The organism is Rhodoferax sp. RT4P68 (genome assembly GCF_056521305.1).
In genome coordinates, this window is the sequence record NZ_JBWMBB010000018.1 from 12,548 (window position 1) to 32,867 (window position 20,320).

General features: G+C 64.4%; 18 protein-coding genes. 12 read left to right on the forward strand and 6 right to left on the reverse strand.

The window, feature by feature from the left end; all coding sequences use genetic code 11:
• Window positions 1–26 precede the first annotated feature (26 nt).
• From AC099J_RS28400 to AC099J_RS28420, 5 genes are all read left to right on the forward strand, one after another.
• Window positions 27–2,153, forward strand: a complete 2,127-nt coding sequence (locus AC099J_RS28400; RefSeq protein ID WP_479618672.1) for a three-Cys-motif partner protein TcmP — start codon at window positions 27–29, stop codon at window positions 2,151–2,153.
• A gap of 83 nt (window positions 2,154–2,236) precedes the next feature.
• Window positions 2,237–2,914, forward strand: a complete 678-nt coding sequence (locus AC099J_RS28405) for a DUF4326 domain-containing protein (protein ID WP_479618673.1) — start codon at window positions 2,237–2,239, stop codon at window positions 2,912–2,914.
• Between the two features lie 23 nt (window positions 2,915–2,937).
• A complete protein-coding gene (locus AC099J_RS28410) occupies window positions 2,938–3,621 on the forward strand; it encodes a dual OB domain-containing protein (protein WP_479618766.1) in 684 nt (227 codons plus the stop codon).
• Window positions 3,622–3,624: 3 nt separating this feature from the next.
• Window positions 3,625–4,071, forward strand: coding sequence for a DUF488 domain-containing protein (locus AC099J_RS28415; RefSeq protein ID WP_479618674.1), 447 nt, complete (start codon window positions 3,625–3,627; stop codon window positions 4,069–4,071).
• Between the two features lie 207 nt (window positions 4,072–4,278).
• Complete coding sequence (locus AC099J_RS28420) at window positions 4,279–5,238, forward strand: IS5 family transposase (protein WP_479618675.1); 960 nt, start codon at window positions 4,279–4,281, stop codon at window positions 5,236–5,238.
• 346 nt (window positions 5,239–5,584) lie between these two features.
• Here AC099J_RS28420 and AC099J_RS28425 read toward each other — a convergent pair whose 3' ends face one another.
• The 3 genes from AC099J_RS28425 to AC099J_RS28435 all read right to left on the reverse strand — a co-directional run bounded on the left by AC099J_RS28425 (window position 5,585) and on the right by AC099J_RS28435 (window position 10,759).
• Window positions 5,585–6,799 (reverse strand): ATP-binding protein, encoded by a 1,215-nt coding sequence (locus AC099J_RS28425; protein ID WP_479618676.1) that lies wholly within the window; start codon window positions 6,797–6,799, stop codon window positions 5,585–5,587.
• 106 nt (window positions 6,800–6,905) lie between these two features.
• On the reverse strand, window positions 6,906–8,324 hold the full coding sequence (locus AC099J_RS28430; protein WP_479618677.1) for an 8-oxoguanine deaminase: 1,419 nt from the start codon (window positions 8,322–8,324) through the stop codon (window positions 6,906–6,908).
• A 122-nt stretch (window positions 8,325–8,446) separates the two neighbouring features.
• Window positions 8,447–10,759 (reverse strand): ATP-binding protein, encoded by a 2,313-nt coding sequence (locus AC099J_RS28435; protein ID WP_479618678.1) that lies wholly within the window; start codon window positions 10,757–10,759, stop codon window positions 8,447–8,449.
• Between the two features lie 113 nt (window positions 10,760–10,872).
• Here AC099J_RS28435 and AC099J_RS28440 point away from each other — a divergent pair, with 113 nt between their 5' ends.
• The 3 genes from AC099J_RS28440 to AC099J_RS28450 all read left to right on the forward strand — a co-directional run bounded on the left by AC099J_RS28440 (window position 10,873) and on the right by AC099J_RS28450 (window position 14,512).
• Window positions 10,873–12,078, forward strand: a complete 1,206-nt coding sequence (locus AC099J_RS28440) for a threonine ammonia-lyase (protein ID WP_479618679.1) — start codon at window positions 10,873–10,875, stop codon at window positions 12,076–12,078.
• Window positions 12,079–12,133: 55 nt separating this feature from the next.
• A complete protein-coding gene (locus AC099J_RS28445; RefSeq protein ID WP_479618680.1) occupies window positions 12,134–12,280 on the forward strand; it encodes a hypothetical protein in 147 nt (48 codons plus the stop codon).
• A 351-nt stretch (window positions 12,281–12,631) separates the two neighbouring features.
• Window positions 12,632–14,512, forward strand: a complete 1,881-nt coding sequence (locus AC099J_RS28450; RefSeq protein ID WP_479618681.1) for a phosphoenolpyruvate carboxykinase (GTP) — start codon at window positions 12,632–12,634, stop codon at window positions 14,510–14,512.
• A gap of 117 nt (window positions 14,513–14,629) precedes the next feature.
• On the opposite strand, the gene AC099J_RS28455 is transcribed toward AC099J_RS28450, so the two are convergent.
• Window positions 14,630–15,349, reverse strand: a complete 720-nt coding sequence (locus AC099J_RS28455) for a hypothetical protein (RefSeq protein WP_479618682.1) — start codon at window positions 15,347–15,349, stop codon at window positions 14,630–14,632.
• Between the two features lie 151 nt (window positions 15,350–15,500).
• Here AC099J_RS28455 and AC099J_RS28460 point away from each other — a divergent pair, with 151 nt between their 5' ends.
• Entirely contained in the window at window positions 15,501–16,457 is a 957-nt protein-coding gene (locus AC099J_RS28460; RefSeq protein WP_479618683.1) for a LysR family transcriptional regulator, read from the forward strand.
• Between the two features lie 43 nt (window positions 16,458–16,500).
• On the opposite strand, the gene AC099J_RS28465 is transcribed toward AC099J_RS28460, so the two are convergent.
• A complete protein-coding gene (locus tag AC099J_RS28465; protein ID WP_479618684.1) occupies window positions 16,501–16,701 on the reverse strand; it encodes a hypothetical protein in 201 nt (66 codons plus the stop codon).
• 119 nt (window positions 16,702–16,820) lie between these two features.
• Here AC099J_RS28465 and AC099J_RS28470 point away from each other — a divergent pair, with 119 nt between their 5' ends.
• Complete coding sequence (locus tag AC099J_RS28470; protein WP_479618685.1) at window positions 16,821–17,666, forward strand: metallophosphoesterase; 846 nt, start codon at window positions 16,821–16,823, stop codon at window positions 17,664–17,666.
• Window positions 17,667–17,718: 52 nt separating this feature from the next.
• Here the strand turns inward: AC099J_RS28470 and AC099J_RS28475 are convergent, their stop codons facing one another.
• Entirely contained in the window at window positions 17,719–18,630 is a 912-nt protein-coding gene (locus AC099J_RS28475; protein WP_479618686.1) for a LysR family transcriptional regulator ArgP, read from the reverse strand.
• 111 nt (window positions 18,631–18,741) lie between these two features.
• Between AC099J_RS28475 and AC099J_RS28480 the strand changes: the two genes are divergently transcribed.
• Together AC099J_RS28480 and AC099J_RS28485 are read left to right on the forward strand one after the other, a co-directional pair.
• Window positions 18,742–19,035, forward strand: coding sequence for a M20/M25/M40 family metallo-hydrolase (locus AC099J_RS28480; protein ID WP_479618687.1), 294 nt, complete (start codon window positions 18,742–18,744; stop codon window positions 19,033–19,035).
• Window positions 19,032–20,252, forward strand: coding sequence for an MFS transporter (locus AC099J_RS28485; RefSeq protein WP_479618688.1), 1,221 nt, complete (start codon window positions 19,032–19,034; stop codon window positions 20,250–20,252). Before AC099J_RS28480 ends, AC099J_RS28485 begins: the two co-directional genes overlap by 4 nt.
• The last annotated feature ends 68 nt before the right edge of the window (window positions 20,253–20,320 follow it).

A 20,320-nucleotide genomic window follows, 5' to 3' on the forward strand; every position in this document is an offset into this window, starting at 1 on the left:
TACCGCACCACGAAAGGGTAAGGCGCTTGGCACAGAGTCACTACGATTGGTCGAACGGGCCGGCGCAAATCGACCCGCACAGCGTTACCAAGCATGAGGTGCTGGTCGGCTATCTGATCCGGTATTTTGAACAGCGCACTCTAAACGCGCGCGGGCGCGAAAAGCTTCGCATCACGCTGGTCGATGGCTTCTGCGGTGGTGGTCTCTACTCGCTGAAGGGCAGGGGAGCGGAGGTGCTTGGTTCCCCACTACGCATGCTCCAGGCAGTTGAGGAGGCGTGTGTTCGGGTCAATGCGAAGAGGACGAAACCAGTTGCGCTCGACGTTCTATACGTCTTCGTTGACAAGGATGCCAAGGCGCTCGCTCATCTGAAGCAGGTGTTGCTAGATCGAGGTTATGGTCCGCTGATCGGCTCCACGATCCACTTGATCAATGAAGACTTCGTGGCGGCATCGCCCAAGGTCTTTCAACTTATCAGCAGCCACACGCCTCTGGCACGCACCGCACTGTTCTTTCTAGATCAGTATGGATACAGCGATGTTCCTGCACCGCTCATCCAGGAGATCTTTCGGGATTCGCCAAAAAGCGAGGTAGTGCTCACGTTTCACGTCTCCGCCTTTGCCACCTACACCAATGACCAGTTCGCCGACCACGTGTCGCGGAAGCTGGCCATTGATATTCGATCGGAACTGGGCGGGCATTCGATTGAGAGGATCAAGGAGGAGAACTCCGCGGACTGGCGGCGCGTCATCCAGGCCGCGCTGTACCAGGCGCTGGTGCGTGAGTGCGGTGCCCAGTACTTCACGCCGTTCTTCATCCGGGGGGAGGGCAGCGGGCAGGGCGAGTATTGGCTTGTGCATCTGTCCCAGCATCCTCGCGCGCAGGATGTGATGAAGCAGGTGCACTGGCAGCACCAAAACCATTTCATTCACTACGGCGGGCCGGGCTTGAACATGCTAGAGGCTCCCGTCATGGGATTTCGGCAGGAGTTCGACGGGGGCTTCGTGTTCGATGAAGCGGCTCGACGTCTGTCGTCGGATGCATTGCCCGAGCAACTCGCCAACTTCGTGTTTGCGCGGCGCCAGCCCATCCAGATCGGCGAGATCTATGCCAGCACCTGCAACACCTCCCCTGGTACATCATTTCATGTACAAGCTGGCGCTTGTGAGGCTGTTGGACGAGCAGGAAATCTTCATTCGCGCCGAGGATGGCAAGAATCGGTGGAAGGCCCAATACATGAAGGACACCGACTGGGTAGAGCGCAGTCCGCAGAAGGGATTGTTTGGAGGTTCATTCGGGAGCGCGCTTTGAGCTTCAAGCTTGGTTGCGAACCAGATACGCTGCCCCTGCTGCCCGTCGAGCATGGACGAATGGGCGAGGGTGTAGGGAGCTGGGTGCCCGACATGAAGCACACCTTCCTAGCCAAGTACGTCGAGGGGACGCGCCGGGCGCGCGAGAAGTTCAACCACCGCGTGTACGTCGATCTGTTCTGCGGACCTGGGCGCATTCAGGTGAAAGGCGAGCCGATGACGCGCCCAGGTGGCGCGCAGATTGCGTGGCACCACTCGCTGCGTGACAACGCGGCATTCACATCCTGTTTGCTGGGCGACCTGGATGAGGCACGGGCATCTGCTTGCGCGGCGCGACTGCGGGCAGTCGGTGCGCCGGCAGTTGCGTTGCCAGGAGCCGCGGAGTCCACCGTGGACCGAGCACTCGAGCACATCCCCCGGGGCGCGCTTTGCCTTGCTTATCTGGATCCCTACAACCTCCAGTACCTGTCCTTCAGTGTGATCGAGAGGCTCGCCAGATTGAATTACGTGGACTTCGCGGTTCACTTCAGCACGATGGACCTTCGTCGCAACGTACTAATGGAGTTCAACCCGGAACGCGCACGTTTCGATGCGGCGGCACCCGGATGGCGCAAACATATTGATCCCTGGGCATTTGTGCGCGGCGACGCGGACGATGCGTTTTTCGAGTACTGGTGCGGACTGGTCGAGGGCTTAGGGTTCTCAATTAGCCGCCGAATGCCTCTGGTTCGGGACGATGGCAATCGGCCTCTCTACCATCTGGTGTTCTTCAGTCGCCACGAGCTGCCCAATCGGATCTGGGGGGATGTCGCGCAAGGGCCAAATCGAGAGTTTGATTTCTAGCTAGTCGCTCGAAATTTTGGTGCACCTTCGGCAGTACATGTTTTTGGTCGTGTGAACACATTTCGATCACACGGAGCAGCACCATGCAGCAGTATTCGCCGGCGTATGATCCCCTTAAGCAACCAAAAGATTTTGTGAATAATATACTCGTCGCAGCTTCGCCGTTTATTTCGGCACAAGCCATAAGATATCACCTAGCTAATATCCCTGACGCGGAGCTTGAGAACATAGGGATATTGGAAGGAAACCCTTGTCTCTTGCAGGAAGCATTGGCGAAGTGGCCTTCGGCAGACCAAGTAAAAGCTAAATCAAGATCGGAAATTCGACGAGCACTCGAGAGCACTGCGCACCTACTGATTTTTTGGGATGGCGTGGGTCTTACAAACCTTATTTTTGAGGCACGGGTTTTATCAATTCCGACCAAAGTCATACCTGTTCAAGTAACGAGGGTGGTCAACAAAAATACGACGAGCGAATTCGACATCTACATCGGTCGCGGAACACCATGGGGTAATCCATTTGCAATCGGCCACGGAGATGGGCCCGATCGCGACGAAGTTCTAAAAAAGTATGAAGAATACTTTGAGAAAAAAATATCCGAAGATGCGTCTTTTAAGCGTGGGATTCTCGGGCTAAGAGGGCTACGATTAGCCTGCTTTTGCAAACCACAAGCATGCCATGGTGACATCATCGCGGCGTACTTGGATCGACTTCCAAAAGTTGAAGAGTGTAATGTTAGCAAACAACAAGGAAAACAATAGAGTTACTTATGATCTATAAACGAATGATAATTCTTGCTAACTCCCGCAAACATTCTGGAAGGTGCCTTGCCGGAAGAGAAATAATCGGGGACGTGTACGGCCCAAATTGGATCCGCCCGGTCAGTGATCGCCAGGGGGCTGAGGTTTCAGAAGATGAGCGTCGATATCAAGATGGTACGTATCCTAAAGTTCTTGATATTGTCGATGTGCCACTACTTGGCGAAAAGCCTATAGGTTGCCACTCTGAGAATTGGCTTTTGTCGCCTAATCACTATTGGATCAAACAGGGGCGGTGTGACTGGAGTCGTGCGAGTGCCGCTGCCGAAAAGCCGTTAAAGTTGTGGAATGTTGGCGACTCAACTTATAACGGACTTAATGATCAAATTGAGAGATCGGCTGCTGGAGGGTTCAGGACATCAATCACAATGATTTCCGTGGAATCTGTTGAGATTCATGTTTTGGCGCCAGGAGAAAAGTTCGGAAACCCAAAAAAGCGCGTGCAAGCAAGGTTCGATTATCGCGGTGTCGACTACCGGCTTTGGGTGACCGACCCGGTAGTTGAGTCGAAATATTTGCCGGCAGCTAGCCGCTTTCAGCAACTTGGTCCGTGCCTTCTAACGATAAGTCTCGCAGAACTCTTTGAGACGAAATCGGGTAGCTATCATTACAAGCTTGTTGCAGCCATCATTGAAAAGCCATTAAACTAATCGGTGGGTACTTTGAAAATATATACAATCGGTTTTACAAAAAAGGGCGCGCGACAGTTCTTTGATTTGATTGAAAAATCTAAGACAAAGAGAGTTGTTGATGTGCGGTTAAATAACATATCGCAACTTGCGGGATTCGCCAAGAAGGATGATCTCGCCTTCTTCTTGAAGCGACTTCTGAATGTTGAATATGTTCACGCTCCATTGCTGGCGCCCACGCAACCGATGCTCGACGAGTATAAGAAAAACGGTGGAGATTGGAGTACCTACGAAGCGCGTTTTCTCGATCTAATGCAAAAGAGGAGAATTGAATCAGAAGTCCCGCCCGATCTCATAAGTGATGGTTGCTTGCTTTGTAGTGAAGATAAGCCCCATCACTGCCACAGGAGAGTCGTGGCTGAATACTTCAAGCAGCATTGGGGCGAAGTGGATATTTCGCACCTCACCTAGGCGATCGACTGGGCTAAAAGATGGCTAGATTATTGCCTTGGCAGCATTCAAAGCCACCTGCAGGTGGGCGCCCAACAATGGCCCGAAGTCGCATGAATGTGAAGGGGTGCCGGCTTGAAATCTTTAGCGTGCCATGTGTTCAGGAAGGTCTGCACAAATCCGCTGCCGATGTCGTTGGCAAGCCCTGGCGCTGAGAAAATCCGAGCCATGAAACAAGCCGACCTGGGCCTGAACCTGACGACCAAGCGCACGCGCAAGCGTGAGTTCCTGGCGGAGATGGAGCGTGTGGTGCCGTGGGCAGCGCTCGTTGCCTTGATCACCCCGTACGCGCCGGAAGGCAGACGCGGTCGCCCGCCCTTTGCCGTGGAGACGATGCTGCGCATCCACTTCATGCAGCAGTGGTTCACGCTGAGCGATCCGGCGATGGAAGAGGCGCTGCACGACGTGCCGCTGTTCCGCGAATTCGCGGGCTTGAACTGGAACACGCCGCTGCCCGACGAGACCACGATCCTGCGCTTTCGTCGGCTGCTGGAAGAACACAAGTTGGCCCCGAAGATCCTGGCGCTGGTCAACGAACTGCTGGGCGCCAAAGGCCTGCTGCTGCGCGCCGGCACTGTGGTCGACGCCACACTGATCGCCGCGCCCAGTTCGACCAAGAACGCCTCGGGCGAGCGCGACCCGCAGATGAAGCAAAGCCAAAAGGGTCAGCAATGGTTCTTCGGCATGAAGGCCCACATCGGCGTGGATGCCGACTCGGGCCTGGTGCACACGGTGCGGGGAACCGCCGGCAGCGTCAACGACGTGGTCGAAGCCAACACGCTGCTGCACGGCGAAGAAACCGAAGCCTGGGGCGACGCCGGCTACCAGGGTGCTGGCAAGCGGCCTGACGCCAAGGAAGGCGTGCGCTGGAACATCGCCATGCGCCCCGGCAAGCGCAAGCTGCTGGACAAAACCAAACGGGTCGACGCGCTGACCGACCAGATTGAGCGCATCAAGGCCAGCGTCCGGGCCAAGGTCGAACATCCGTTCCGGGTGCTCAAGCGCCAGTTCGGCCACGTCAAGGTGCGCTACCGCGGGCTGGCGAAGAACACCGCGCAGCTGCACACGCTGTTCGCGCTGTCCAACCTGTGGATGGTGCGGCGCACTTTGATGGGGGCGCAGGCATGAGTGCGCCTGCAAACGGCCAAGAGGCCGGCAAGCAGGCCCGAAGGAGCCGACAAGCCGCTGTGCAACGGGCCGAATCGGCCAATTGGCTGGGTGGGGCTGCATCAGCACATCTCAAAGCGCATTGCGCAGAGCTTCCTTCACCGTCGCATTCCTGGGCGTACACGCTAACAGCGAACCAGCAACCGGACGTTGGCGAGCACCCGTTCCTGGCCGCCTCCAGTCGTTTCGGCAGGCTGTTTCGCGCCCATCAACGACATTCCGTCAGCTGAGGCAAACGCCACAAACTAGTCTTTCGGTAAGGGCGCAGAGGTTCGCCGCGTAGATCGCCAGGAGGCTGATCCAAGACCTATTCCATGGACTTGGAACCCTTGATCGCCATCGTGCCGGGTCTGGCTGAGTCAGAACCCTCCAGCGTCTCGCGGATGCTGGCCCTGCCACGGTAGGTCTCGATCACGAAGGGGTCGCTGACACCGTAGATGCCGTGGCCGTCGCGGGCGAGGATGTTCTCGTCGAGCAATAGAACCGCGACCTTCTGCACCTCTTCAGGGGCGACCGGCCGGCCAAGGACGCGGCCGTACGCCTCCAGCGTTGCGCCCGAAAACAGCTTCTTGACGCCCTGCCCTCCCTCGTCGCACACGTAGTTGAAGACGGCCTGCGCAAGGGCACCGAGATCTTCCACGCGAGCCAGCTCGACCGCCGCGGCCGACTGCCTGACACCTTCCGTGATCGCCCGCAGGTCCTGGTCCGCGTTCGAGAAGACCGGCATGTTCTGCAGCGCGACCAAGGCTTTGGTCAGCTCTTCCGGCCGCCGCCCCAGGCGCGTGAAGCACTCGAACGCGACGTCGAGCGACGGCGCTCTCGCGCCCAGATCCGCTTCCTTCAGCAGCCACTCGACGAAGTCTTTTTCGAGAACGGGGAAGTCTTCCGACATGGCGCCGTTGAACGCTTGCTTGCCCTTGATCGTGAGTTCGCGCACCCGAGCGCGATGCGATCCAGTGCCGATGAAGAGGAAATGCCCTGGCGTATCCGGCCTGGTGTTGATCTCGTCGCGCGCGGCCTTTAACGCCAGGAGCATGTTGTCGCCATCGTCGGTGTTCAGAGCGTGCTGGACTTCGTCGACGATGACGACGACATCCGTCTTCGCCTTGCTCACCAGTTCCGCAAAGGCGCCCGCCAGCGTGTTGCCTTCGGTCTTGCCCAGTTCGGCGAGGCTGAAGCCGAATTTGAAGCCAGCTGCGCCGACGTCCAGCCCCTTCAACCGTTTCAGCACACCCAGCGTCTTCGAGTCGGGGCGTTCCAATTCCTGCAGCGTCTTGCGCACTGCCGGCAGTAGAAGGTCCGTCGGCTTGGCCGCGGTGTTGCTCCACAAATCGACGTACACCACGATGGCGCCTTGCGCTTCCAGCGCAGGAATCAGGTCACCCCGCAGAAAGGTCGTCTTGCCGATTCGACGCAGTCCGCCCAGGAACAGCCCCGATCGGATGTTGTTCTTGGTGAGTCCCTTCGGATGCAGGAGCTGCTGGGCCATGTCTGCAGCGATCGCGGGCCGGTAGAAGGTCATTTCTATGCTTTTTTATCCATTCAAGGATATTTATCCCGTGGCGATAAAAAGAAGTAAATCTTGCCCTGGGAAGGCGCCTGCCCCGCTCTGCTGGTGGCGCCGTGGCTCACGCCGTGTGCGGGTGCCGCGCAGCCTCGTACAGATCACGCGCCAGGCCACGGTGCCGCTCCAGCAGCGGTGCTAGTTCCACATCGACCAACCGCCCCTCACGCACCCGCACGCGGCCATCGATCACGCTCAGTGCGGCGTTGACGGCGTGGCAGAACACCAGCGCCGCCGCCAGGTCGTGCCCGGCCCCGGCATGCGTCACGCCGCGCATGTCGAACGCCACCAGGTCGGCCGACATGCCGGGCGCCAGCGCGCCGATGTCATCTCTGCCTAGCACCTGGGCGCCGCCCAGCGTAGCGATCTCCAGCGCTTCGCGCGCCGTCATCGCCGCCGGGCCATGGCCCACGCGCTGCAGCAGCATGGCCTGGCGCGCTTCGCCCAGTATGTGGGCGCCATCATTGGACGCACTGCCGTCCACGCCCAGGCCCACCGCCACGCCGGCCAGGCGCATGGCGCGGATGGGCGCGATGCCCGAACCCAGCCGCATGTTCGAGCACGGGCAGTGCGCCACGCCGGTGCCCGTGCGCGCGAACAGGGCGATGCCGGCCGCGTCGAGCTTGACGCAGTGCGCATGCCACACGTCGCGGCCGACCCAGCCGAGGTCCTCCGCGTATTCGGCCGGCGTCATGCCGAACTGCTCGCGCGAGTAGGCGATGTCGTTGTCGTTCTCGGCCAGATGGGTGTGAAGCGAGACGCCGCGTGCGCGGGCCAGCGCGGCGGACTCGCGCATCAGGTCGCGCGAGACGGAGAACGGCGAACACGGCGCCAGCACGATGCGGCGCATGCTGTGGCGTGAGGCGTCGTGCCAGCGGGTGATCAAGCGGTCGCTGTCGGCCAGGATGTGCGCCTCACACTCGACCACGCTGTCGGGCGGCAGGCCGCCCTGGCTGCGGCCCACGCTCATGCTGCCGCGCGCGGCGTGAAAGCGCATGCCCATGGCGTCGGCGGCTTCGATCGAATCGTCCAGCCGCGCGCCGTTGGGGTAGAGGTACAGGTGGTCGCTGGTGGTGGTGCAGCCCGACAGCATCAGCTCGGCCATGGCCGTCTGGGTGGAGACGCGCACCATCTCGGGCGTGAGGCCGGCCCACAGCAGGTACAGGTTCTGCAGCCAGCCGAACAGCTCGGCGTCCTGCGCGGCGGGCACCACGCGCGTCAGGCTTTGGTACATGTGGTGGTGCGTGTTCACCAGGCCGGGCAGCAGCACGTGGCCGTGCAGGTCGATGACCTCGGCGACGCCGCTGGTGGCGGCTGCGGCCCACACAGCGGGCAGCTCGGACGTGGCGCCGACCCAGGCGATGGCGGGGCCGTCCACCACCACCGCGCCGTCGGCGATCTCGCGGCGTTGCGCGTCCATGGTGACGAGCACGTCGGCATGGCGCAGGATCAGTGGCCGGTGGCCGGAGGTGGGTGAGGTCATGTCAGTGATGGTGGGCGCGACGCGTCATCGGCTTCGCTGCCTTGGTCTTCTCAGACCCCGTGCAAGAAGCAGGCCGCCGCGCAGGCCTGTGCAGCGCCGGGCACGCGCCCGGTTGCAGCAGCCTACTGCACGAACCCGATGCCGCGCGACTCGCGCACTTCGGGCTTGATGCGGTGCTCGGCCTCGAGCTGCTCCATGAACTCGGCCGGCGTGAACGTGGCGGCCAGGATGTCGACCTGGCGACGCACAGCGGCGAAGTCGCCGGGGCACAGATGCTCCAGCCGATGCAGGCGCGTGCGCAAATCCTCGCTCAGCGCAGCGTCATCACCGGCCAACGCTTCGACGATGAACATGCGTTCGCGCTGCGCCGGCCGCAAGGGCATGAACTTGAGCTTGAACGAGAAGCGCCGCAGCGCCGCCTGGTCGATGCGGTCCATCAAATTGGTGGTGCAGATGAACACGCCGTGGTGGCGCTCCATGCCCTGCAGCATCTCGTTCACCTCGGTCACTTCATACGTGCGCTGCGCGCCGCGGCGGTCCTGCAAAAAACTGTCGGCCTCGTCGAGCAGCAGCACGGCTTTTTCGGCTTCGGCCTCGCGGAACATGGCGGCCATCTGCTGCTCGGTCTCGCCGACGAACTTGCTCATCAGGTCGCTGGCGCGCTTGACCATCAACGGCTTGTCGAGCGTGCGGGCGATGTGCTCGGCCAAAGCGGTCTTGCCGGTACCGGGCGCGCCATAAAAGCACAGGCTGCCATGGCCGCGCGTCTTCAGCGCCTGCACGATGCGCTCGATCTCGAAGCGGCTCTCGACGTTGAGCATCTCCAGGTCGTAGGTGGTGACGCTGGGCGGGCCGGCGCGCTCGTCACTGTGGCGGCCCAGGGCCTTGTCGGCGTTGCGCAGCTGGCGCTCGATCAGCGGCTCCATGCCGGCGGCGCTGTCGGACGCAAGGCCGGCGAAGCGCACGGCGGTGCGGATCTGCGCCGGCGTGAGGCCCTTGCGCTCGGTCAGCTTGCCGACGAAGGCGTCGGACACGGGCACGCCCTCCAGCGTCTTGCGCACCAGGCCTTCGCGTGCGCCGGGCGGCGGCGATTTCAGTTCCAGGTGGTAGGCGAAGCGGCGGCGAAACGCCGGGTCGATCTGCTCGATGCGGTTGGTGACCCACAGCGTGGGCACGGTGTTGCTCTCCAGGATCTGGTTGACCCATGCCTTGCCGCTGACCGATCCGCTGGAGGGCGCGGCGATCTGGTCGGCGCGCGCCATCAATTGCGCGGCCTCGGTGCTGATGGGCGGGAACACGTCTTCGACTTCGTCGAACAGCAGCGCGGCCTGCACGCTGCCCTTCAGGAACACCTGGGCGATTTGCAGCGAGCGGTAGCGGTCGCGGCCCGAGAGCGAATTGCCGTCGCGGTCGGCGTATTCGACTTCGAACAGGTCCAGCCCCGCGACCTGGGCGACCACGCGCGCCAGCTCGGTCTTGCCGGTGCCGGGCGGGCCATAGAGCAGGATGTTGACGCCCGGCTCCTTGCGCGCCACCGCATTGCGCAGCAGGGAAACCAGCACCTGGGCGTCGTCTTCGACGAAGCTGAAATCGGTGAGCGACAGCGCGCTCTTGACGGCCGGCCGCGTGAACACGGCCATCAACTCGCTCTGGTCGCGGTATTCGCGCATCAGCACGGGCGGCAGCTTTTCGCTGACCTTCATCAGGTCGGCCAGGTCGGTGATGTTGTGCTCGGAGATCAGGTTCTCGACCAGGCCGATGCGCTCGAGCCGCGAGCCGGCGCGCAGGGCCTCGCCGACCTCGGTGGCGCTGACACCGGCGACTTCGGCGATAGCGGCGTAGGCCTCGGGCGCGTTGTTGACCTTGACCTCGACGAGGATGGTGCGCAGGTCGCGCTGGTAGCGGGCCAGCGTGCCGTACAGCAGCAGCGCGCGCTCGGCGCGGTTGAGCTGCAGCAGGCGTGACAGCGCGTCGATGTTCTTCTCGACCAGCGTGGATTGCTTCTTGAGTGCGCGTGTCAGCCAGTCGCCGGTGACGGTCAGCGCGGCGAGCAGGTCCTTGGGCTGGTCCTTGGCGTATTCGTCCAAATAGAAGAAGAGCGTGCCTTCTTCATAGGGGCCGCGCCAGACGCCATGGCGCTCCAGGAATTCGGCCGTGCTGAGGGTGGTGTGGCCGCGCCAGAACTCGTTGTCCTTGCAGCGGCGCGAGAGGAATTCGCGCAACCGGGCCAGCACCGGCTGCGGCCAGACCAGGTGGCGGCCGGTCATGGCCAACAGGCTGTTCAGGTCGCGGCGCACATTGAACTTGGGGCCCTGGCGCGCGACGAGTGTCAGCACGAAGTGCGAGCACATCATGTCCAGAACCGGCGCGGTGTGCAGCCCGGGCGAGGCGATCACCTGGGCGGCGGACGGATCCTGGGCCAAACGCTTCACCATGGACGATCTCCATCAAGGACGGACTGAACCACGATAACGCAGGGCGTGACGCTTTGGAAGCCGATGCCCCCAAAACCCCCGCCCCCGCTGCTTTTGGGGCACACAATGCGCAAATGGTCACCATCGACGACATCCGCCAGGCGGCGGCCCGCCTGCAAGGTCAGCTGCTGGACACGCCCTGCGTGGCATCACGCACGCTCTCGGACATCACCGGCGCCCAGGTGTTCCTGAAGTTCGAGAACCTGCAGTTCACCGCCTCGTTCAAGGAACGCGGCGCCTGCAACAAGCTGGTGCGGCTGGTCGAATGCGGCGGCGCCGCCCGCGGCGTGATCGCCATGAGCGCGGGCAACCATGCCCAGGGCGTGGCCTACCACGCGCAGCGCCTGGGCCTGCGCGCCGTGATCGTCATGCCGCGCTTCACGCCCGGCGTGAAGGTGGAGCGCACGCGCGGCTTTGGCGCCGAGGTGCTGCTGCATGGCGACACGCTGGACGAGGCCCGCGCCCATGCGTTTGCGATGGGCGAGCGCGAGGGGCTGACCTTCGTGCACCCGTACGACGATGCCGACATCGTGGCCGGCCAGGGCACCGTGGGGCTGGAGATGCTGGCGCAGGTGCCCGACCTGGACACCCTGGTGATCGCGGTGGGCGGCGGCGGGCTGATCGCCGGCATCGCCACGGCGGCGCGGGCGATCAAGCCGGGCATCGAGATCGTGGGCGTGCAGACGGCGCGCTTCCCGGCGATGTTCAACATCATGAAGGGCACGCAGCATCCGCAGGGCAGCGGCACGATTGCCGAGGGCATCGCCGTGGGAACGCCGGGGCGCATCACACAGGACATCATCGGCCGGCTGGTCGACGACATGCTGCTGGTGCAGGAGGCCGACATCGAGCAGGCCATCCTGATGTTGCTGGAGATCGAGAAGACGGTGGTCGAGGGCGCTGGCGCCGCGGGGCTGGCGGCCCTGCTGCATGCGCCGGGGCGCTTTCAGGGCAAGAGGGTCGGGCTGGTGCTGTGCGGCGGCAACATCGACCCGCTGCTGCTGGCGGCGATCATCGAGCGCGGCATGGTGCGCTCGGGGCGGCTGGGCCGCATCCGCGTGGGCGCCTCCGACCTGCCAGGCCAGCTGGCACGCATCACCGCCACGGTGGCCGAGGCCGGCGCCAACATCGACGAAGTGCGGCACCAGCGGGCGTTCACAGCACTGGCGGCGCAGAACGTCGACGTGGAGCTGGTGGTGCAGACGCGCGGCCGCGCCCACCTGAGCGACCTGCTGCAGGCGCTGCGCGCGGCCGGCTACGAGGCGCAGGAACTGAGCTGAATGATGCGCGGCTAAAATCCGCGCTCTTCTCCAGAGACCGAGACCAGGAACCACGATGTCCAACCCCCACGCCCCGCACGAACCTGCCGCCCATGACGTCGACCCGGTGGAAGCCATCGTGCCGATGATGCCCATCGTGCTGCCCGTCGTCGGCGGCGTGCTGATGTTCCTGTTGGCATTCATCGCCGTCTTCATGGCCTGACCTGCCGCCCCCGCAGGCCGTGCAATGCGGCCTGCCAGCGTGCACGCGGGCACACCGCGCCGCACCGTCCCCGCATTCCATTTCCCTTTTTTCGTTGTCGCATCGCGCGTTTTCGGTGCGTTGCGGCGTGGCCGCGCTGATTCGACACGGCATAACCCTATGCGCGGTTTGCATGACTTTTGGCATTTGTTTGTCATCTGCGCACATGTGCATCCCTAGAATGACCAACCCCAGAACGGCCCCGCGTGATGGCCGACGCCCTGTGACCAGTCGTTTTTCCCAAGGATGTGCCCGTTCGTGACGGCGCTGTCCTGCTTGAGAAAGACGATTTTTCAACCTAGGAGCTCCCCGATGAACGCACCCGTGATGCAGGGCCTGACCCTCAATCCGCCCTCCCACGTCAAAAACGCCCGGCTGATCGCCTGGATCGCCGACATCGCCGCGTTGACACAACCGGACGACATCTACTGGTGCGACGGCAGCGACGAGGAATACGCCCGCCTGTGCCAGCAACTGGTCGACGCCGGCACCTTCACCAAGCTGAACCCGGCCAAGCGGCCCAACTCCTTCCTGGCGCTTTCCGACCCGTCGGACGTCGCGCGCGTGGAAGACCGCACATACATCTGCTCGCAGAACAAGGAAGACGCTGGCCCGACCAACAACTGGACAGAGCCGGCCGAGATGCGGGCACTGCTGCAGACGGGTGAGAGCGCGCTGTTCAAGGGCAGCATGAAGGGCCGCACCATGTATGTGGTGCCGTTCAGCATGGGCCCGCTGGGCTCGCCGATCGCGCACATCGGCATCGAGCTGTCCGACAGCCCCTATGTCGCCGTGAACATGAAGACCATGACGCGCATGGGCCGTGCGGTGTATGACGTGCTGGGCGTGGACGGCGATTTCGTGCCCTGCGTGCACACCGTCGGCGCGCCGCTTGCAGCCGGCCAGGCCGATGTGAAGTGGCCTTGCAACCCGACCAAGTACATCGTGCACTACCCCGAGACGCGCGAGATCTGGTCGTACGGCTCGGGCTACGGCGGCAACGCGCTGCTGGGCAAGAAGTGCTTCGCGCTGCGCATCGCCTCCACCATGGGCCGCGACCAGGGTTGGCTGGCAGAGCACATGCTGATCCTGGGCGTGACCAAGCCCGACGGCAAGAAGTACCACGTGGCCGCCGCCTTCCCGAGCGCATGCGGCAAAACCAACTTCTCGATGCTGGTGCCACCCGCCGGTTTCGAAGGCTGGAAGGTCACCACGATCGGCGACGACATCGCCTGGATCAAGCCGCAGGCCGACGGCTCGCTGCGCGCCATCAACCCAGAGGCCGGCTATTTCGGCGTGGCCCCCGGCACCAATTTCAAGACCAACCCCAACTGCATGCGCAGCCTGGACAAGAACGTCATCTTCACGAACGTGGCGCTGACGGACGACGGCGACGTCTGGTGGGAAGGCATGGAAGACGACGTGGCCGGCAAGGCGCTGCCCGCGCACCTCGTCGACTGGCAGGGCCAGGACTGGACGCCGCAGATCGCCAAGGACACTGGCGCCAAGGCCGCCCACCCGAACGCCCGCTTCACCGTGGCCGCCACCAACAACCCGGCGCTCGACGAAGCCTGGGACGACCCGAAGGGCGTGAAGATCGACGCGTTCATCTTCGGCGGCCGCCGTTCCACCACGGTGCCGCTGGTGACCGAGGCGCGCAACTGGACCGAAGGCGTCTACATGGCCGCCACCATGGGCAGCGAAACGACCGCTGCCGCCGCCGGCCAGCAAGGCGTGGTGCGCCGCGACCCGTTCGCCATGCTGCCGTTCATGGGCTACAACATGAGCGACTACTTCCAGCACTGGCTGAATCTGGGCGAGAAGCTGGAAAAGTCCGGCGCCGCGCTGCCGGGCATCTACACCACGAACTGGTTCCGCAAGGGCGCGAACGGCAAGTTCGTCTGGCCCGGCTATGGCGAGAACATGCGCGTGCTGAAGTGGATGATCGACCGCCTGGAAGGCAAGGCCCAGGGCACCGAGCACGTGTTCGGCGTCAGCCCGACCTACGAGGAGCTGAACTGGACCGGCCTGGATTTCAGCGCCGAGCAATTCGAGACGGTGACGAGCATCGACAAGGCCGCCTGGCTGGCCGAGCTGAAGCTGCACGAAGCGCTGTTCCAACAATTGGCGCACCACCTGCCGCCGGCTCTGGTGGCCGTGAAGGACCAGATCGAGCGCCGTCTGGCCGCCTGATGGCTGCCTGATCCGTGTGATTCTTCACGCCCGGCGCGTCGCGTCCGGGCCACGAAAAAAGCCACCGCAGGCTGCCCTGCGGTGGCTTTTTGACTTCGACGCCTGGGCGCCGTCAGCTTAAGAGTAGTAAGCGATGCGGCGTGCCTTCAGGACGCGGGCGGCCTCGCGCAGAGCGGCAGTAGCCTCTTCAGCGCGCATCAGCGTCTGTGTCTCGCGCGGCACAGCGACCGTGTCGCGGATGGCGGGGGCGACGAGATCCGCCTTGGCGCCGGAGTGTTGGCCTTCGGCCATCAACACGGCAACTTCGCTGCGGGCGGTCTCGACATCGCGGTACCAACCTTGCATCAGTTCACGCAGGCTGACACGGTGCACGGCCGGGGCCTGGGCGGCACGCAGGGCAGCAACCATGCGCGGTGCGGGCGCTTCGCTGCGGGTGACGGCGGCCATCAGGTCGGACATCACGCGCGGGTCGCTCTGGGCGGTGGCCCACAGGCGGTCGTCGGAGCGGGACTGCGCCACACGCAAGGACCAGGCGTCCAGGCCCTGCACCAGGCCAGTGGCCAGACGACGTGCCGGTGCGGCAAACAGCGCCATGGCGGCAAAGGCCACCAGCCACAGGACGACCCAGGCCGCCATCAGCTGGTTGCCGGCCCAGCTGTCGACCACGCGGTCGGCGACGACCAACAGGCCGGACACCACCGCTGCAAGCAGCAGGGCCGCAATGCTGCGGGTACCGTCGAAACCCTGGCGCAGGCGGCCGACGGCGGCCACGGCTGCTTCGACACGGTCGACACCGCCGTGCGTTTGGGGAAAGTGAGCGTTGACAAAAGTGGTCATGTGGGTCCTTCAAAGGCCGCGGTAGATGTGCGGCATGGGGTGAATATTAGGGTTAGCCCTAGGTATGTTCAAATTTATATTGATGATGCTGGACATTCACCATCGTGATGAATAGAGTGCCCGCTTGCACAACGCCGGAGCCCTACGCACCATGTCGTCGCCCAATTTCCGCACCCTGGACCTGAACCTGCTGCGCGTCTTCGACGAGGTGCTCGCGGAACGCAGCCTGACCCGAGCGGCGCGCAATCTGTCTCTGACCCAGCCTGCGGTGAGCAATGCCATGCAGCGCTTGCGCGATGCGTTGGGCGACGAGTTGGTGCAGCGCAGCGGCCAGGGGATCGAGCCCACGCCGCGCGCAATGGTTCTGTGGCCGGCTGTACGCGAAGCTCTTCGGCAATTGCAAGCTTCTTTGGCGCCCAGCAACTTCGATCCGTTGTCGGCAGACAACACTTTTGTGTTAGCCATGGCCGACGCGACTGCTGCGGCGCTGGTGCCGGGCTTGGTGGACATCCTCGAACGCGAAGCGCCGGGCGTGTCCCTGCGTGTTGTTCCGCTCAGCACACGTGACCCGCGCCGGCTCCTGGACGACGAAGCGGCCGACCTGGCCGTCGGTTTCTTCCCGGCGGTGCTGGCCGACCTGACGGCGCGTGCCCAGGTGGGCAAGGCCATTCCATTCGAGCACCAACGGTTGTACGACGGTGAATACGTGAGCGTGATGCGCCAGGGGCACCCGCTGGCCAGCGGCGCGCTCACGCTGGAGAAGTTCTGCAACGCACGCCATCTGCTGGTCAGCTTTTCGGGCCGGCCCTATGGTTTCATCGACGAGTCATTGGCACTGCTCAAGCGCGAGCGCCGCGTGGTGCTGACGGTGAACCAGTTCTTCACGGCCGGCCGGGTGGTGGCGAACTCAAATCTGCTCACCGTGCTGCCGAAACACTTCATCGCCAGCACCGGCATCGTGGAACAACTGGTGTGCCGCGAGCTGCCGTTCGAAGTGGCCGCCGTGCATGTGGAGGCGCTGTGGCACCGCCGCATGGAACTGCAGAGCGACCACCAGTGGCTGCGCGCGGCGCTGGCCCGATCGGCCGAAAAGGCGTTCGCGAAGTGAGCGCGTGCTCAGCCCAAAGCGGGCGCGCTGGCGAGACGGCTGGTCAGCGAACGACGCTGAGCCAGGCCTGCGCTGCGCCGCGCAGGTGCTGGGCTTCGTGCGGGTCTTGGCCCGCCAGGCGGTGCGCGCTCTGCAGCAGGCCGGTGGCCACGTTGCCGCCAGCTTCGGTGTGCGTGGAGGCCGCAGAAACAACACCAGCGGCCCGACCGGGGAAAAGATTGGTGAACCAGGAAACGATCAACATACAAATAACCGACAAGCGGTCCATACAGACAGAGAACGAAGATTAAGGGTTTTCCCTATATCTTCAAGTGCTGGCCCATGCATATCGCGCATAAGGTCACCGGTCCGCTACGCCCAGCCATGCAACTGCAACTTTGTTCCGATCTTCATCTGGAAGTGCACGCTGACTTCTGCCCTGAGCCACTGCCGGCGGCAAATGCGTTGATCCTGGCGGGCGACATTGGCTCCTATCAGCCGGGCTCGAAGCTGCGCGACGACGATTTCGGCCTGGCGCGGTTCTCGCCCTTGCCGGCTGGCGCCGGCTGGCCGGTCCCGGTGTACTACGTGCCGGGTAACCATGAGTACGACGCGCTGGACTACGACGACGCCCACCGCCGGCTACGGGCCAGCTGCGACCGGCTGGGCATCATCTGGCTGGACCGCAAGGTGCTGCACCTTCCCGGCGCCGCGGCCGATGGCGGCGACGTGCGGCTCGTGGGCACGACGCTGTGGACCGACTTCGACGCGTTGGGGCCCTCGCCGCAGGCGCCGAATTTCTCGCTGGCCGACCTGTTGAAGGCGCGGCACAAAGCGTTTCGCGCGGCCGACTTCTACCTGCAGCGCACTGGCGTCACGCGCCAAGGTGCACCCTGGCTGGCACCCGGCATCCGCGAAGAGGCGCTGGGCTGCCAGCGCTGGCTGCGCGCCGCGCTGGCCCGGCCGTTCGAGGGCACGACGGTGGTGGTCACGCATTTCGCCCCCAGCCTGCACAGCGCAGACCCGCGCTACGGCCGCACGCCCGGCACGGCCGGCTTCTGCAATACGCTGGACGACCTGCTGCCGCTGGCCCGGTTCTGGCTGCACGGCCACTTGCATGCGCCGAGCGACTATGTGCACCACGGCTGCCGCGTGGTGGCCAACCCGCTGGGCTATGCCGACAAGAACGAGCAGCTGGGCTGGCGGCCCAGCCTGTTGATCGAGGTGTGAGCGAGGCGCGATCCAGCCGTGACCGAGGCGTGACCCGGCGGATCAGCCTGGCTCAGCCGCCCAGCACGCGCCGCGCCGTGTCGACCAGGGCCTGGGTCAGGCCGTCCAGCACCTCGGACTCGAGGTTCCAGCAATGCCAGTACAGCGAGATCGGCAGCGCATGGCCCGGAGCGACATCGACCAGCTGGCCTTGTTCCAGCAGGCCACGGACCAGCAGCTCGGGCACCACGCTGACGCCCCAGCCGGCCAGCACCGCGCGCACCTGGCCTTCGGAGCTCGGCACGAACAGCTGCTGCAGCGACAAACGCGGCAGGCCGAGCTGGGCCGCGACGAACTCGGACTGCATGTCGTCCTTGCGGTTGAAGGCGACAAACGGCACGCCCTGAAAGTTGTAGGGCGTGAGCCGCCCGCCCAGCCGGTCCGCGGCGAACTGCGGCGCGGCGACGGCCACGTAGCGCATGGCGCCCAACGGCACCACGCGGCACCCGCGCAGCGCCTGCGCATGCGTGGTGACGCAGCCGATGACCTGGCCCTCGCGCAGCCATTCCTGCGTGAAGTCCTGGTCGTCCGCGATGATTTCCAGCGGCACACCCTGCGCCACCAGGCCCTGCAGCGCGCCCAGCGCCCAGGTGGCGATGCTGTCGGCGTTGACGGCAATCGAGATGCGCTCCTCTTCACGTGCCTTGCCGATGGCGCTGGGCGCCAACTCGCGCATGTCGCGGTCCAGATCGGCCCGCAGCAGCCGCAGCTGGCGCGTGTGCTTGAGCAGCAGCTGTCCGGTCGGCGTGGTCTTCAGGGGCCGGCGGCGCACGATCAGCGCCGTGCCGACCTGGGCCTCCAGCGCCCGCAGCCGCTGCGAAACGGCCGACTGCGTGATGTGCAGGCGTTGAGCGGCGCGCTCGAAGCCGCCTTCCTCGACGATGGCGGCGAGGCATTCCAGCGCATCGGGGTCGAACATGCTCATGACAAGGGGGACAAGGCCGCAGGTGGTGGGCGAAATCGCCAGGGCGCGAGTCTAATGGGCGACTCTGCAAGACCCACGCCATGGCTGCGCTGCGGTCCAATGCACGTCACCATGACCACCACCCACGGCATCGCCACCAATGTGATCCCGGACAGCGCCAGGCTGGGCGTGGCGCGTGAGCTGGTGGGCGCCGAGCACACCGTCTTCCCGTCCGGCCCGGTCACCGGCAGCGAAGACTTCGCCTGCTATCTGCAGCACCGGCCCGGCTGCTTCCTGCGTTTGGGCAATGGCGACAGTGCCATGCTGCACAACCCGCGCTACGACTTCGACGACGCCAACCTGACGGTGGGCGCCGCCTGCTGGACGCGCCTGGTCGAGGCGTGGCTGCCGGCCGCCACCGCATGAAGATCTTTCGCGGTTGGCGCATGGTCGGCGCCGGCGCCGGTTTGCAATTCCTGCAGGCCATGCTGCTGCAGCAGGCCTTCGGCGCCTATGTGGCTGTGCTGTCGGAAGAACGTGGCTGGAGCAAGACCGCGCTGTCCGGCGCGGCCGCCATGCAGTCGGCTGAATCGGCCCTGCTCGGCCCGGTGCTGGGGTGGATGGTCGACCGCTTCGGCCCGCGCGCAATGATCCGCGCCGGCGTGATCGCGTTCGGCGTCGGCTTCATGCTGCTGAGCCGCATCGACAGCATCGGCGGCTTCTATGCGGCGGTCGCCGTCATCGCGCTGGGCACCAGTCTGTCGGGCTACTTTCCGATCAACGTGGCGGTGATCCGCTGGTTCGCGCGCAAGCGGGCGCGGGCGCTGTCGGCCCTGAACCTGGGCATGGCCATGGGCGGGCTGTTCGTGCCCATCGTCGCCTGGTCGATGCTGACCTACGGCTGGCGCACCACGGCCTTTGCCTCGGGCGTGGCGGCCATCGTCATCGGCTGGCCGCTGGCCGGCGTGTTCCGCAGCCGGCCCGAAGACCACGGCGCAACGGTAGACGACCTGCCGCCCGCACCGCCACCTGTGCCCGGCGACGCGCCAGTGGTGCCGCTGGACCGTGAGTTCACCGCTCGCGAGGCGCTGCGCACGCGCGCCTTCTGGCTGCTGGGGCTGGGCCATGGCTTCGCGCTGCTGGTGGTCACCGCCGTCAACGTGCACGCCATCAGCCACATGAAGGAAGGCCTGGGCTATACCGTGGCGCAGGCCGCGCTGGTGATCACGCTGCTGACGGGCGCGCAGCTCGGCGGCGTGCTGCTGGGCTGGCTGATCGGCGACCGCTACGACAAGCGCTATTTGTCGGCCGGTTGCATGCTGGCGCACGGCGTGGCGTTGCTGCTGCTGACCTACGGCCAGCACACGTGGATGGTGGTGGCATTTGCCGTGGTGCATGGGGTGGCCTGGGGCCTGCGCGGGCCGCTGATGCAGGCCATCCGTGCGGACTATTTCGGACGCAACGCGATCGGCATGATCCTGGGCCTGTCGACGCTGATCATCGCCCTCGGCCAGATCGCCGGGCCGCTGGTGGCCGGTGCGCTGGCCGACCTCACCGGCAGCTACCGCGCCGGCTTCACGGTGCTGGCGTTGACGGCGGCCAGCGGCTCGCTGCTGTTCATCTTCGCGCGCAAGCCCGCGTAAGGCCACCGGGGGCGCGGCAGCGCGATCGACCCGCGACTCCTAAAATTCCCCGCTTCCTTGCGAAGAAG

What these genes read in the sequence shown, in the direction of transcription:
- AC099J_RS28405 (WP_479618673.1), top strand. Translation starts at nt 2,237, where the DNA reads ATGCAGCAGTATTCGCCGGCGTATGATCCCCTTAAGCAACCAAAAGAT.
- AC099J_RS28410 (WP_479618766.1), top strand. Translation starts at nt 2,938, where the DNA reads ATGATAATTCTTGCTAACTCCCGCAAACATTCTGGAAGGTGCCTTGCC.
- AC099J_RS28420 (WP_479618675.1), top strand. Translation starts at nt 4,279, where the DNA reads ATGAAACAAGCCGACCTGGGCCTGAACCTGACGACCAAGCGCACGCGC.
- AC099J_RS28425 (WP_479618676.1), bottom strand. Translation starts at nt 6,799, where the DNA reads ATGACCTTCTACCGGCCCGCGATCGCTGCAGACATGGCCCAGCAGCTC.
- AC099J_RS28430 (WP_479618677.1), bottom strand. Translation starts at nt 8,324, where the DNA reads ATGACCTCACCCACCTCCGGCCACCGGCCACTGATCCTGCGCCATGCC.
- AC099J_RS28435 (WP_479618678.1), bottom strand. Translation starts at nt 10,759, where the DNA reads ATGGTGAAGCGTTTGGCCCAGGATCCGTCCGCCGCCCAGGTGATCGCC.
- AC099J_RS28440 (WP_479618679.1), top strand. Translation starts at nt 10,873, where the DNA reads ATGGTCACCATCGACGACATCCGCCAGGCGGCGGCCCGCCTGCAAGGT.
- AC099J_RS28445 (WP_479618680.1), top strand. Translation starts at nt 12,134, where the DNA reads ATGTCCAACCCCCACGCCCCGCACGAACCTGCCGCCCATGACGTCGAC.
- AC099J_RS28450 (WP_479618681.1), top strand. Translation starts at nt 12,632, where the DNA reads ATGAACGCACCCGTGATGCAGGGCCTGACCCTCAATCCGCCCTCCCAC.
- AC099J_RS28455 (WP_479618682.1), bottom strand. Translation starts at nt 15,349, where the DNA reads ATGACCACTTTTGTCAACGCTCACTTTCCCCAAACGCACGGCGGTGTC.
- AC099J_RS28460 (WP_479618683.1), top strand. Translation starts at nt 15,501, where the DNA reads ATGTCGTCGCCCAATTTCCGCACCCTGGACCTGAACCTGCTGCGCGTC.
- AC099J_RS28465 (WP_479618684.1), bottom strand. Translation starts at nt 16,701, where the DNA reads ATGTTGATCGTTTCCTGGTTCACCAATCTTTTCCCCGGTCGGGCCGCT.
- AC099J_RS28470 (WP_479618685.1), top strand. Translation starts at nt 16,821, where the DNA reads ATGCAACTGCAACTTTGTTCCGATCTTCATCTGGAAGTGCACGCTGAC.
- AC099J_RS28475 (WP_479618686.1), bottom strand. Translation starts at nt 18,630, where the DNA reads ATGAGCATGTTCGACCCCGATGCGCTGGAATGCCTCGCCGCCATCGTC.
- AC099J_RS28480 (WP_479618687.1), top strand. Translation starts at nt 18,742, where the DNA reads ATGACCACCACCCACGGCATCGCCACCAATGTGATCCCGGACAGCGCC.
- AC099J_RS28485 (WP_479618688.1), top strand. Translation starts at nt 19,032, where the DNA reads ATGAAGATCTTTCGCGGTTGGCGCATGGTCGGCGCCGGCGCCGGTTTG.